Origin of the sequence: Rhizobacter sp. (assembly GCF_031412075.1) — a bacterium.
Classification (GTDB): domain Bacteria; phylum Pseudomonadota; class Gammaproteobacteria; order Burkholderiales; family Burkholderiaceae_C; genus Rhizobacter.
The window spans coordinates 1-12,503 of sequence record NZ_JANOCG010000385.1; the positions used below are offsets into that span (position 1 = coordinate 1).

Here is a 12,503-nt window from a genome sequence, read left to right on the forward strand (position 1 = left end):
CGATCGCACTGCCACTCGCCTGGCGCCTGTCGCGTGCGCTCGATGCGCTCACGCTTGGCGAAGAAAGTGCGGTCAGCCTGGGGCTGGCGCTGGCGCATGTGCGGGTGGCGATGGTGGTCGCGCTGGCTTTGGCCACCGGCATGGCGGTGTCGCAAGCGGGACTGATCGCCTTCGTCGGGCTGGTCTCGCCGCACCTGGTGCGCCGGTTCGCGCCCGCAGCGCACGGCTTCACGCTGGTGGCGAGTACGGCCATGGGCGGGGTGCTGCTGTTGGCGTCCGACGTGTTGGCGCGCAGTGTCCTGGCGCCGCAAGAGCTGCCGGTGGGTGTGCTCACCGCGGTGCTGGGTGGGGGATACCTGCTGTGGCTCCTGCACCGGCGAAAGATCACATGAGCGCGGCCTTGCAGGCACAGCGTGTGTCGGTGTCGCTCGGCGGCCGGCCGGTGCTGCACGAGGTGTCGTTGACGCTGCAAGCCGGCTGGACGGTTGTCGTCGGGGCCAACGGTGCCGGCAAATCGACCCTGCTGCGCAGCCTGGCCGGGTTGCAGGCGCTGCAAGGCGGGCAGGTGATGCTGCAGGGCCGCCCGCTCACGGCATGGCCTGCGCGTGAGCGGGCGCAGCAGATCGCCTGGCTGGCCCAGCAAGGTGGTGCGACGGGCGAGCTGACCGTGCGCGAAGTGGTGTACCTGGGTCGCCTGCCGCACCTCGGTTTGTTCGGCGAGCCGGGCCCCGAGGATGAAGCCGCCGTGCAGCAGGCCATGGCGCTCACCGAGTGCATCGCGTGGGAGCACCGCCGCCTGCACCAGCTCTCGGGCGGTGAACGCCAGCGTGCCTTGCTGGCGTGTGCGCTGGCGGTCGATGCGCCCATCTTGCTGCTCGACGAACCCACCACCCACCTCGACCCACCGCACCAGGTGGCCTTGGTGCGTCTGTTCAAACGCATTGCCAGCGAGCGCATCGTCGTCACGGTGTTGCATGATCTGCCGCTCGCGCTGCAGGCCGACCACCTGGTCGTCATGCAGGCGGGGCGTGTGGTGGCCGAAGGCCGCAGCGATGACCGCGCTGTGCATGCGGCCCTGGAGTCGGTGTTTGACCACGCCGTGCGAATCGAACGTTTCGGCGACCGTTTGGTGGCCCTGCCCAACCTGGACTGACGACACCCCCTGATGCTCGACGCTTTCACCTCCTCGCACGCCTTCGCAATGGCACTCGCGCTGCTGCTGGCCTGGGCGCTCGACACCTTGTTTGGCGAGCCGCGTGATGCCTTCCACCCAGTGGCCTGGCTGGGCAAGCTGCTGTGGCCTGTGGGCTGCCGGCTGCGTGTGATGCAGCCTACCGCCGCCTTCTGGGGCGGCGCCGCGGTGTGGCTGGTGCTGGCGATCGCGCTGGGCGCCGCAGCATGGGGGCTGCAGCACTGGCTGCTGGGCTTGTCGCTGTGGTGGTCGGTGCCAATGCTGGCCCTCTTGCTCAAGCCCATGCTGGCCTGGCGCATGTTGCGCGACGAGGTGCTGGCGGTCGAAGACGCGCTGGCCGAGGGCGTGGAGCCGGCCCGTGAGCGGCTCTCGCGTCTGGTCAGCCGCGACCTGAGCGGCTTGAGCGAAGAAGCCCTGCGCGAGACGGCCATTGAAACCCTGGCCGAGAACCTCAACGACTCGGTGGTGGCGCCGCTGTTCTGGTTTGCGGTGGCGGGCTTGCCGGGTGCCGTGGTCTACCGTTTTGCCAACACGGCCGATGCGATGTGGGGCTATCACGGGGTGTGGGAATACGCAGGCAAATGGGCCGCGCGCGCCGATGACGTGCTCTCGTGGTTGCCGGCGCGCATCACCGCACTCAGCCTTTACCCGGCCTGGCGCTCCGCCCACTGGCGCTCGCTGCGGCGGCAGGCGGGGCGTACACCCTCGCCGAATGGGGGCTGGGCCATGGGCGCCATGGCGCTGCGCCTGGGTGTGCGCCTGGCCAAACCAGGGGTCTACGTGCTCAACGAAACCGGTGCCTCGCCGTCGTCGCGCAACATGGCACAGGCCCTGGGTTTTGCCACCCTGGCGGCCTGGGCCGCAATGGTGTTGACGGTGTTGTCATGGGTGGCGAGGGCTTTGTGAGCGGGCCGTCTCACGGCGGGCCCGACGCGGCCGGTGTGCCGCGCTGGGATTTTTCGACCAACGCCAACGCCTGCGGCCCGGCCCCGCGTGTGTTGCTGTCCATCCGCCAGGCCGATGCCACGCGTTACCCCGACCCGGGCTACACCGCCTTGCGTGAGCAGCTGGCGGGTTTTCATGCGGTGCCCGCCAAGCGCATCGTGATTGCCGGCAGCGCCAGTGAGTTCATCGGGCGCATGACCATGGCGGTGGCGCAGCGCTGGCCCCAAGCCAGCGTGCACCTGCCACAACCGGCTTACGCCGACTATGGCCGCGCGGCGCGCAGCTGCGGGTTGCGGCCCGCGCAGGCGGGTGATGCCTTGCTGGTGTGGCACACCGAGCCCGGCAGCCCCGAAGGCCGCTCGCAGCGCGTGCCGGCCACACGCGAAGGGGCGGTGCTGGTGGTCGACCGCGCCTACGCGCCCCTGCGCCTGAGCGGCGAAGCGCCGGCCATGCCGTCGCACGCGTGGCAGCTGATGTCGCCCAACAAGGCGCTTGGCCTCACTGGCGTGCGCGGGGCCTATGCCATTGCGCCGCCCGACGCTGGCGAGTTGCAGATGGCGCTGGAGCGCCTGGCGCCGTCGTGGCCCTTGGGTGCACACGGGGTCGCGATGCTGGCGGGCTGGCCCACCGACGAGACGCAGGCCTGGCTGGCCGACTGCCTGCCCACGCTGCGTGAATGGAAGCGCCAGCAACTCGTGTGTTGTGCGGAGCTCGGCTGGTTGTACCGTGAAAGCGTCGCGCCGTTCTTCGTGGCGCAAGGGGTCGATGCGCAGCAGGTGTCGGGGTTGCGCGAGCACGGTGTGAAGCTGCGCGACACCACCGACATGGGCTTGCCCGGCCACGTGCGCTTGAGCGTGCAGTCGCCGCAAGCGCAGCAGGCCCTGCGCGCCGCTTGGTTGAAAGTGAACGCATGACGGCGCGTGCGGTGATGGTGCTCGGCACGACCAGCGGGGCCGGCAAGAGCTGGCTCGCCACGGCGCTGTGCCGCTGGTATGCGCGCCGGGGCTTGAAGGTGGCGCCGTTCAAGGCGCAGAACATGAGCAACAACGCGCGCGTGGTGCCGGGGGTCGGCGGCCGTCTCGGCGAGATCGGCAGCGCGCAATACTTTCAGGCGCTCGCCGCCCGCTGCACGCCCGAAGTGCGCATGAACCCGGTGCTGCTCAAGCCCGAGCGCGACACCGCCAGCCAGGTGGTGGTGTTGGGTGAAGTGAGGGCGGACCTGGCAGCAGTGCCTTGGCGTGAGCGCAGCGAGGCGCTGTGGCCCCATGGCCGCGAAGCGCTGCACGGGCTGATGGGCGAGAACGAGGTGGTGGTGATCGAAGGCGCCGGCTCGCCGGCCGAGATCAACCTGCATGCGAGCGACTACGTCAACATGCGCACCGCCCGTGAAGTGCAGGCCGCCTGCCTGCTGGTCACCGATATCGACCGTGGTGGTGCCTTCGCCCACCTCTACGGCACCCACCAGCTGCTGCCCGCCACCGAAGCGCGGCTGATTCGCGGTTTCGTGCTCAACCGTTTTCGGGGCGACGCGAGCCTGCTCGCTCCCGGCCCGCAGATGCTGGAGCGCCTGACCGGCGTGCCCACGCTGGCCGTGCTGCCCCTGTGGCGCGGCCACGGCCTGCCTGAAGAAGACGGTGTGTTCGACGACAGCCCGCTCAAGCAGCGTGGCTTGCAGATCGCCGTCGTCGCCTACCCACGCATCAGCAACCTCGACGAGTTCCAGCCACTGCGCAACCTGCCCGGCGTGGCCTTGCGATGGGCCCGCACACCGGCCGAGCTGGAAGGAGCCGACTGGATCATCCTGCCCGGCTCCAAGCACACCAGCAGCGACCTGGCCTGGCTGCGTGCGCATGGTCTGGATGACGCGATCGGGCGCCACGCGGTTGCGGCGCGACCTGTTCTGGGTTTGTGCGGTGGCCTGCAGATGTTGGGCAACGAGCTGCTCGACCCGCATGGTGTCGATGGCAGCGCACAAGGCCTCGGCCTGCTGCCCTTGAGCACCTGCTTCGAGCCCACCAAGCTGCTGCGTGAAACCGGCGCGCAGTGGGGCGAGCTGAAGGCCCCGTGGTCGGCGCTGTCGGGCCTGAGCTTCAGCGGCTACGAAATCCACCATGGCCGCACCGAGTCGCGCGGCGGTGTGCCGGTCGTGCTGCGCAATGACGAAGGTGCTGCCATCGGCTGGCAGCAGGGCAGTGTGCTGGGCTTGTATGCGCACGGCCTGTTCGAGTCGGCCGAGATGATGCGCGCTCTGTTCGGTGCCGAAGTGCGCGGCCTCGATGCCGTGTTCGACGGCCTGGCCGATTTCATCGATCAACACTTTGAACGCGATTCCCTGATGAATCTGCTGAACCCATGACCCTGATGCTTCCTGCCGTGCCCGATGTGCACGACGCCGCTCTCGCGCAACGCTTGCAGCAACGCATCGACCGCAAGACCAAGCCACTCGGCGCGCTCGGTCGCCTCGAGGCGCTGGCCTTGCAGGTCGGCTTGATCCAGCAGACCGAAACGCCGCGATGGGATGCGCCGCAGCTCATCGTCTTCGCCGGCGACCACGGTCTGGCGGCGCGCGGCGTGTCGGCCTACCCGAGCGACGTGACCTGGCAGATGGTCGAGAACTTTCTCGCCGGCGGTGCGGCGGTCAGCGTACTGGCTCGCCAGCATGCTTTGGCGCTGACGGTGGTGGACGCCGGTGTACGCCACGACTTTGCACCGCGCGCCGGTTTGCTGGTGCGCAAGATCGCCGCCGGCACCGCCGATGCCACACAAGGCCCGGCCATGACCGAGGCGCAGTGCCTTGCCGCCATCGCCATGGGCCGCGAGGTGGTTCAAGGCCTGCCCGGCAACGTGGTGCTGCTCGGTGAGATGGGCATCGGCAACACCTCGGCCGCCGCCTTGCTGCTGGCCCGACTCACCGGTACCGAGCTTGCGCTGTGCGTGGGCCGTGGCACCGGGCTCGACGACGCGGGCCTGGCGCGCAAGCTGGGGGTGCTGCGCGAGGTGATGCAAAAGCACGCTGCGCTGAGCGAGCCCCTGCAGGTGTTGGCGGCCATGGGTGGCTTCGAGATCGCAGGCTTGGTGGGCGCGGTGTTGCAGGCCGCGAGCGAGCGCCGCACCATTGTGGTCGATGGCTTCATCACCGGCGCTGCCGTGCTGGTGGCTTCGCAATGGGTGCCGACCGTGCTGGGCTATTGCGTCTGGTCGCATCGCTCTGCCGAGAGTGGCCACGGCGTGATGATTTGCCACCTCGCCGCCCAGCCGCTGCTCGACATGGCGCTGCGCCTGGGTGAAGGCTCGGGCGCGGCGCTCGCGTGGCCGCTGCTCGTCAGCGCGGTGAATGTGCTGAACGACATGGCGAGCTTCGAATCAGCCGGCGTGTCGGACCGCGAGACCTCATGATCGTGCACGAACTGCGGCTCTTCTTCATCGCCGTGCAGTTCTTCACCCGGCTGCCGGTGCCGCGCTGGGTGGGCTACCAGCCGGAGTGGTTGCACCAGAGCGCGCGGCACTTCCCTGCGGTCGGCGCGCTGGTGGGTGGTGTGGGCGCTGCGGTGTTGTGGGCGGCCTGGTGGCTGTTTCCGATGCCGGTGGCCGTGATGCTCTCGATGGCGGCCACGGTGTTGTTGACGGGCGCTTTCCACGAAGACGGCCTGGCAGACACCTGCGACGCCTTCGGTGGCGTGGTGAGCCGCGAGCGCGCGCTCGAGATCATGAAAGATTCGCGCATCGGCACTTATGGCGCAGTCGGCTTGTTCCTTGTGCTGGGCTTGAAGGCGGTGACGCTCAGCGCCTTGCCGCTGCCCTGGGTGTTGGCCGCGCTGATCCTGGCGCACACCGCTTCGCGGGCTGCGGCGGTGGCCTTGATCCGCTGGCTGCCTTATGCGGGCGACCTGGCGCACGCCAAGGCCAAGCCCTTGGCGCAGCGCATCTCGGGCCGGGGGTTTGCCGTGGCCTGGGGGTGGGTGCTGGTGGTGGGTGGCTTGTTGCTGGCGTGGAACCTGGCCTGGTGGCCCGCCGTGCTGGGCAGCATCGTGTCGGCCGTGTTGTGTGCCGTGGTGTCTGCCGCCTGGCTGAAGCGCCGGCTCGGCGGCATGACGGGAGACACCCTGGGCGCCACGCAACAGCTGAGCGAGTTGCTGGTGCTGCTCGGGTGCCTGGCATGGCTGCGCTTCTGATCGTGTGGCGGCACCCGCGGCCCGTGGGTGTGGCCGGGCGCTGCATCGGGCGCACTGACGTGCCTGTGGATCGGCGCAAGGCCAAGCGTCTGGCGCATCACATTCGCCAGCGGGCGCGGCGAGAGTCATTGCCTCGCGTGGTCTGGACATCGCCGCTGCAACGCAGTGCAGACGTCGGGCGCTGGTTGGCGCGCTGGGGTTGGCAACATCGTGTGGATGTGCGCTTGAGCGAACTCGATTTCGGCGATTGGGACGGGCAGCCTTGGAGCGTGATCGGCGAGGCCGAGCTGAGCGCGTGGACGGCAGCCTTCGCGACCCACGCGCCCGGTGGTGGCGAATCGTTGGCTCAGCTGATGAGCCGATGCAAAGCCTTCTTGGCCGGGCAGGGGCAGCAGGGTGGCTGCGTGGTCTCTCACGCCGGTTGGATCAACGCCGCACTGCGTGTGTTCGCCGGTTTGCCCGTGCCCACCCCGGCCACCGAGTGGCCAGCCGCCGTGGCTTACGCCGCCTCGGTCGACTTGGCGATCAAGCCCGGCGGGGCCGAATCGCAGTAGCGCGCCACGCTGCACTGCTCACAGAGCGGTCTGCGTGCCTGGCACACATAACGCCCGTGCAAGATCAGCCAGTGGTGTGCGTGCGGCAGGTAATCCGCCGGCACGCGCTTGAGCAGCCTCAGTTCCACTTCAAGCGGGTTCTTGCCCGGCGCGAGGCCGGTGCGGTTGCCCACACGAAAAATGTGCGTGTCGACCGCCATCGTCGGCTCACCGAACACCACGTTGAGCACCACGTTGGCCGTCTTGCGGCCCACACCGGGCAGGGCTTCGAGCGCCTCGCGGCTGCGTGGTACTTGGCCGCCGTGCTGGTCGATCAGGATACGGCTTGTTTCGACCAGGTTCCTGGCCTTGTTGCGAAACAAGCCAATGGTCTTGATAAAGTCGCTGACCCTTTCAACACCCAGCGCCAGCATCTTCTGCGGCGTGTTGGCCACGGCAAACAGCTTTCGCGTGGCCTTGTTCACCCCCACGTCGGTGGCCTGGGCCGACAGCAGCACGGCGGCCAGCAATTCAAACGCGTTGGTGTATTCGAGTTCGGTGACGGGGTGCGGGTTGGCCGCTCGCAGCGTGGCGAAAAAAGGTTCGATGGACGATGTTTTCATGGGGCTCGATTGTCATCGCACGGACTTTGACGGAAAGCTCGTGGTACCGATATTGCTTGAAGAACCTGGCCCATTTGGCTCATACAAAGACTCACTCCAAACCATGCGCGTCAGCATCGTCATCGACAACTACAACTACGTCGCCTTCCTGGCCAAGGCCATCGAGTCGTCACTCGCGCAAACCCATGCCGACGTCGAGGTGATTGTGGTGGACGACGGCTCCACCGACGGCTCCGTGGACGCGATCAAACCTTTTGGCGAGCGCGTCAAGTTGATCGTCAAACCCAACGGCGGCCAGGGTTCGGCCTACAACGCCGGTTTTGCCGAATCCAGCGGCGAGGTGGTGATTTTTCTCGATGCCGATGACTGGCTCTATCCCGAAGCGGCCGAGCGCATCGTGGCGGCCTGGCGCCCAGGTGTCAGCAAGGTGCAGTTCCCGCTCTTGATGGTCGACCGCGATGGCCATTCGCTGGGCCGGCAGGTGCCGCACCACATGCACGACCAGCAGGCGCTGGCCCTGCTGCGGGAATTCGGCACCTACGGTTCGCCACCCGGCTCGGGCAACGCCTATGGCGCCGGTTTTCTGAGGCAGGTGTTGCCCATGGACGAAGCCCAGTGGAAGCGGGCGGCGGATTCGGTGCCCATTCTTCTCGCACCCGCGTATGGCGAGGTGGTCACGCTGCCCGAGCCCCTGGGGGCGTACCGCCTGCATCGCCCGGCTGACGACGGCTCGCTGCTGATGAACAACGCACCGACCGGCCTGTGGTCGGAGTACGAGCGGGCCGACTCGACCAAGCGTTTTGTCGAGCAGTCTCTGGCGCGCATCAACCAGCGGCCACGGGTGCCGCAGTTGCTGGCCCCCTGGGAAGCGCGGCTTGCGGCGATCTGTGTGCGGTTTGGCGGCGACCAGGTCGTTGGCGAAAGCGCTTCACCTCAGCCCTCGGGCAAGCTGCTGCGCCTGGCGTTTCAATCGGTCTGGCGCTGGCCCATGATCGGGTTCGGCATGAAACTGATCCTGTCGATCTGGATGGTGGGCGTGGTGGTGTTGCCGCGTTCGCTGGCGCTGAAGCTGGCGCAGTTGCACCGCAGCGCCACCGGGGCGCCCAGTTCAGCATGAAGCGCGACCTTGCGGTGGGTGCGCCCGGGGCTGGGTTCACGCAGTCCCAGGCCATGAAGCACAGCGTTGACGAGCTGGCGGTGTTGGGCTCGCCGCCGGCCTTCTCCCACAAGCTGCATGTCGGCCAGCCCAACCCGGGTGACCGTGCCTACTTCATGCAGCGGGTCGAGCGCATCCTGGATTCGAAGTGGTACACCAACCATGGCGAGTGCGTGCGCGAGTTGGAGGCATCGCTGAGCCAGTACCTGGGCGTCAAGCACTGCATCGCTGTGTCGAGCGCCACCGTGGGCCTGGAGATCGCCATCCGCGCGATGCCGCTGCAAGGCGAAGTCATCGTGCCCTCGATGACCTTCGTGGCCACGGCCCACGCCCTGCAGTGGCAGCAGATCAAGCCGGTGTTCTGTGATGTGGACGAAGCGTCGCACCTGCTCGACCCGCAAGCGGTCAGACGCCTCATCACCGAGCGCACCACCGGCATCATCGGTGTGCACCTGTGGGGGCGCGCCTGCCCGGTCGAGGCACTGCAAGAGATTGCCGACGAGCATGGCCTGCAGCTGCTGTTCGACGCGGCCCACGCCGTTGGCTGCACCCATGGCGGGCAGATGATCGGCGGCTTTGGCCGGGCCGAGGTGTTCAGCTTTCACGCCACCAAATTTTTCAATACCTTCGAGGGTGGCGCGATCACCACCAACGACGACGAGTTGGCGCGCCGCCTGCGCGCGATGGTCAACTTTGGCATCACCGGTGTCGACGAGGTGTCGTACGTGGGCACCAACGGCAAGATGAGCGAGATCTCGGCCGCCATGGGCCTGGCCTCGTTGCGCACCATCGACGAGTTCCTGGCCGTCAACCGCTTGAACCATGAAACCTACCGCCGGCACCTGGCGCATGTGCCCGGCGTGCTGCTGCGCGAATGGGCCCCGCAGGAGCGCAACAACCTGCAGTACGTGGTGCTCGAGTACACCGCGCCGCCCGGCGGCCCGTCGCGCGACGACATCTTGCGGGCCCTGCAGGCAGAGAACGTGATGGCGCGCAAATACTTCTGGCCGGGCTGCCACCGCATGGAGCCTTACCGCACGCTCAACGCGGGCCTCCCGCTGCAGCTGGAGCGCACCGAGGCGCTGGCCGAGAAGCTGCTCGTCCTGCCGACGGGCACCGGTGTCAACGTGCAAGAGATCGAAGGCATCTGCCACCTGCTGGCGCTGATGGTGGGCGCGGGCTCGCGCCTGGCTCAGGGCGCCTCGTAGCCGACCGGCCCGCTGGTGTAAGGCGTGAAGCTCACGCCGGGTGTGACGATGTCGAACGGCGTGGTGGCCCCGGCCACGCGGTTGCTGTCGACCGTGACGCGGGTGTTCATCGGGCTGAATATCCGGATGCCGCGCTGGCTTTGCGCGATGTCGTTGCGCACGATGGTGATCGAGGTGTTGGCTTCCTGGCCGTCGCTGTAGAGCATCACGGCGCCGTGCCCGGAGCTGCCGCCGCCACAGCGGCTGAGGCTGTTGCGCCTGAGCACCACCTCGCTGGAGCCGTAGGTGGCATAGCCCGCTTCCTGGGCCACATAGAGACAGGCCGCGGCAGCGAGGTTGTTGTCGAGGCGGTTGTTCTCGTAGAGCACCTGGTTGCCACCGACGACGCTCATCTGGCGACCCCAGCGGTTGTTGAGAACGACGTTGTCGCGCGCGGTGACGTGGGCCACCACGCCGCCGTCGTGGCGGTAGCTGACCACCGCAATGCCGTCATCGCCGGAGTTTTCGATCCGGTTGTTGGTGATGGTGATGTGGCTGGCCCGGTCGGTGATGTGGATCGAGTCGGACAGCGTGTCGCGGATGCGGTTGTTGGTGATGCGGCCATTGCTGGCCGCGCGGGCGGTCTGGATGCCGGCCGCGGCCGAGCCGTCGATGGTGACGTTGTCGATCAAAAAGTTGGTGGCGCCGAACGCGGTGATGCGTGTGGCCTCCCACGCGGCCTGCCGCACGTTGGAGCGCGCCCCCGCGAGCCTGACCCGGCTCACGGCCGCGCCGTCGCCCGAGAGGAAGATGGCCTCGCGGTTCGGGTTGAGCGCATGCAGCACCGAGCTGTCGCCGGTGCCGGTGAGCTTCACGCCGTCAAGGCGTATCACGTCGCCATAGGCGCACACGCCGGCTGGCACGAGCACCGTGCGGCCCAGCTGCCTGGCGGCCGCGATGGCGCGTGCGATGGCGCTGGTGTTGTCGAACCTGCCGTCGCACACCGCACCGTGGTCGGTGATGGCCACACTGGCTGGCGTCTCGGGGGGTGCCGGGGCGGGGGCCGGGGAGGGTGCCGGTGCTGGTGCTGGCGCTGGGGAAGGTGTTGCCGCAGGTGGGTTCGAGGTGGCTCCGTGCGAGGTCTCCACATCGGCACCGCCACATGCAGTTTGCAGGGCGATGGACGCACCCATGCACAGTGCGGCAAAAGTCCGCGAATGGTTCATCGGATCTCCCTCGGTTCTTCTCGGTGCCCTTGGTGAGCAGGTGGCGGATTGTGGGTGGCTGTCGTCGCCGACGCGTGCTCAAAATTCACGCCTGCAACGATCCTTTCAATCAATCACAAGCCGCACTCTTAGAGGGCGCCGTCGTTATCATGGCCGCCCACAGCGAGTTCTGCCGGGCGTGGCCTCGGCTCTCAACGGCTCGGAACTTGCTGAGTTCCGTGCTCACCGTCCAAGGCCCCGTGAAAGACACCCTGCGCAAGCTGGCCGAGTTGGCCTTGACCCACCTGGCCAACTTTGCATTCCCCCTGGTTTTTGCCATCGTCTGCGGCCGTGTTCTGGGCCTGCACGACTTCGGCATCGTCTCCTTCTACACCGCGCTCGCCGCCTTCCTGGGGGTGATCATCGAGTTCGGCTTCGACTGGCTGGGCATCCGCGAGGTGTCGCAGGCGGCCGATGACCCCGTGCGGCAGCACCGCTTGTTGTGCAACGTCACGGCGGCCAAGTTGCTGATCGCGTGCCTGGTCGCCAGTGTCACCACCGCCTCGGTGCTGTGGTTGCGCGGCGTTGACCAATGGGTGCTCGCGTTGCCGATGGTGGTCTACATGCTCGGCTTTGCGATGGACGTGGGCTGGTACCTGCGCGCGCTCGAGCGCACGCGCGTGTTGCTGGCCATCACCACGGCCATTCGCCTGTCGGCCATCGGCTTGTTGTGGGTGCTCGTATCGCGCCCCGGCGACATGAGCGGCGCACTCTGGACCTACGCCTTCGTGTCGGTCGCCACCTCGGCCACCGCGTGGGTGGCGCTGAGCCACCGGCAGCTCGCGCGCTTCGTGCGGCCTCAGTGGTCGGTGATCGCCGGGCTCATGCGTCGCGCGTCGGCCATCGTGTTTGGCAACCTGAGTGGTGCGCTGCTCACCAACGGCGGCGTGGCCTTGCTCGGCATCACCGCCGACCCCGCCACGGTGGGCGCGGCCAACCTGGCGCTTCGTGTGCGCATGGCCGGGCAGGCGGTGCTGCTGCCGATCAAGCAACTCACGTTCGTGCGCCTGTCTGCATTGGCCCGCACATCACCGGCGCAGGCAGTGCGTGTGGGGCGCATGGCCCTGGCGGCCTTGCTGGGTGTGGGCACGGTGATCGGCGTGGCGATCCTGTTCGCCGCCGAGTTCATCGTGCGCCAGGTCTTCCTGGGCGAGTACCCGGTGGCGGTCGGGCTGATCATGCTGCTGGGCCTGAGCGTGCCGCTCAACGCTGCGGCCGAACTGTTTGGCATGCAGTGCCTGATCGCCTTTGGCCAGGAGCGGTCTTACGCCATGGTGGTGGTGGTGGCCGCAGCCGTGTTCATCGTGATGCTGCTGCTGGTGCCCACCGGCGCGCTGTCGTATGGCTGGGCCTTGTTGGCCGCCGAGGCGAGCCTGGCCCTGGTGGCAGGCTTACGGCTGCGTGCTGTGCTCAAGAAGAAGCTGTAGTCG

13 protein-coding genes are annotated in these 12,503 nt (G+C 67.8%); 11 read left to right on the forward strand and 2 right to left on the reverse strand.

What is annotated here, in order from left to right; all coding sequences use genetic code 11:
• From RMO40_RS14375 to RMO40_RS14410, 8 genes are all read left to right on the forward strand, one after another.
• On the forward strand, positions 1-392 hold a 392-nt coding region (locus RMO40_RS14375), incomplete at its 5' end, for an iron chelate uptake ABC transporter family permease subunit (protein ID WP_309722536.1).
• Entirely contained in the window at positions 389-1,153 is a 765-nt protein-coding gene (locus tag RMO40_RS14380) for an ATP-binding cassette domain-containing protein (RefSeq protein ID WP_309722539.1), read from the forward strand. The genes RMO40_RS14375 and RMO40_RS14380, both read left to right, overlap by 4 nt.
• A gap of 12 nt (positions 1,154-1,165) precedes the next feature.
• Positions 1,166-2,098: an adenosylcobinamide-phosphate synthase CbiB gene (cbiB, locus tag RMO40_RS14385; protein WP_309722541.1), complete on the forward strand. Its 933-nt coding sequence runs from the start codon at positions 1,166-1,168 to the stop codon at positions 2,096-2,098.
• Positions 2,077-3,051, forward strand: coding sequence for an aminotransferase class I/II-fold pyridoxal phosphate-dependent enzyme (locus tag RMO40_RS14390; protein WP_309722544.1), 975 nt, complete (start codon positions 2,077-2,079; stop codon positions 3,049-3,051). Before cbiB ends, RMO40_RS14390 begins: the two co-directional genes overlap by 22 nt.
• Positions 3,048-4,493, forward strand: coding sequence for a cobyric acid synthase (locus tag RMO40_RS14395; RefSeq protein WP_309722547.1), 1,446 nt, complete (start codon positions 3,048-3,050; stop codon positions 4,491-4,493). Before RMO40_RS14390 ends, RMO40_RS14395 begins: the two co-directional genes overlap by 4 nt.
• On the forward strand, positions 4,490-5,533 hold the full coding sequence (cobT, locus tag RMO40_RS14400; protein WP_309722552.1) for a nicotinate-nucleotide--dimethylbenzimidazole phosphoribosyltransferase: 1,044 nt from the start codon (positions 4,490-4,492) through the stop codon (positions 5,531-5,533). Before RMO40_RS14395 ends, cobT begins: the two co-directional genes overlap by 4 nt.
• Positions 5,530-6,309, forward strand: coding sequence for an adenosylcobinamide-GDP ribazoletransferase (locus RMO40_RS14405; protein WP_309722554.1), 780 nt, complete (start codon positions 5,530-5,532; stop codon positions 6,307-6,309). The genes cobT and RMO40_RS14405 overlap by 4 nt, the downstream gene beginning before the upstream one ends.
• Positions 6,294-6,863: a histidine phosphatase family protein gene (locus tag RMO40_RS14410; protein WP_309722557.1), complete on the forward strand. Its 570-nt coding sequence runs from the start codon at positions 6,294-6,296 to the stop codon at positions 6,861-6,863. Before RMO40_RS14405 ends, RMO40_RS14410 begins: the two co-directional genes overlap by 16 nt.
• Here RMO40_RS14410 and nth read toward each other — a convergent pair.
• Positions 6,809-7,465 (reverse strand): endonuclease III, encoded by a 657-nt coding sequence (gene nth / locus RMO40_RS14415; protein ID WP_309722558.1) that lies wholly within the window; start codon positions 7,463-7,465, stop codon positions 6,809-6,811. The genes RMO40_RS14410 and nth overlap by 55 nt on opposite strands.
• Before the next feature lie 103 nt (positions 7,466-7,568).
• Here nth and RMO40_RS14420 point away from each other — a divergent pair, with 103 nt between their 5' ends.
• Complete coding sequence (locus RMO40_RS14420; protein WP_309722559.1) at positions 7,569-8,582, forward strand: glycosyltransferase family 2 protein; 1,014 nt, start codon at positions 7,569-7,571, stop codon at positions 8,580-8,582.
• 53 nt (positions 8,583-8,635) lie between these two features.
• The gene (locus RMO40_RS14425) at positions 8,636-9,829 is read left to right on the forward strand and encodes an aminotransferase class I/II-fold pyridoxal phosphate-dependent enzyme (protein WP_309722561.1); all 1,194 of its coding nucleotides are present in this window, start codon (positions 8,636-8,638) and stop codon (positions 9,827-9,829) included.
• On the opposite strand, the gene RMO40_RS14430 is transcribed toward RMO40_RS14425, so the two are convergent.
• A complete protein-coding gene (locus tag RMO40_RS14430; RefSeq protein ID WP_309722563.1) occupies positions 9,814-10,836 on the reverse strand; it encodes a right-handed parallel beta-helix repeat-containing protein in 1,023 nt (340 codons plus the stop codon). The genes RMO40_RS14425 and RMO40_RS14430 overlap by 16 nt on opposite strands.
• 416 nt (positions 10,837-11,252) lie before the next feature.
• On the opposite strand from RMO40_RS14430, the gene RMO40_RS14435 reads away from it, so the two are divergent.
• Entirely contained in the window at positions 11,253-12,500 is a 1,248-nt protein-coding gene (locus tag RMO40_RS14435) for an oligosaccharide flippase family protein (RefSeq protein WP_309722566.1), read from the forward strand.
• Positions 12,501-12,503 lie beyond the last annotated feature (3 nt).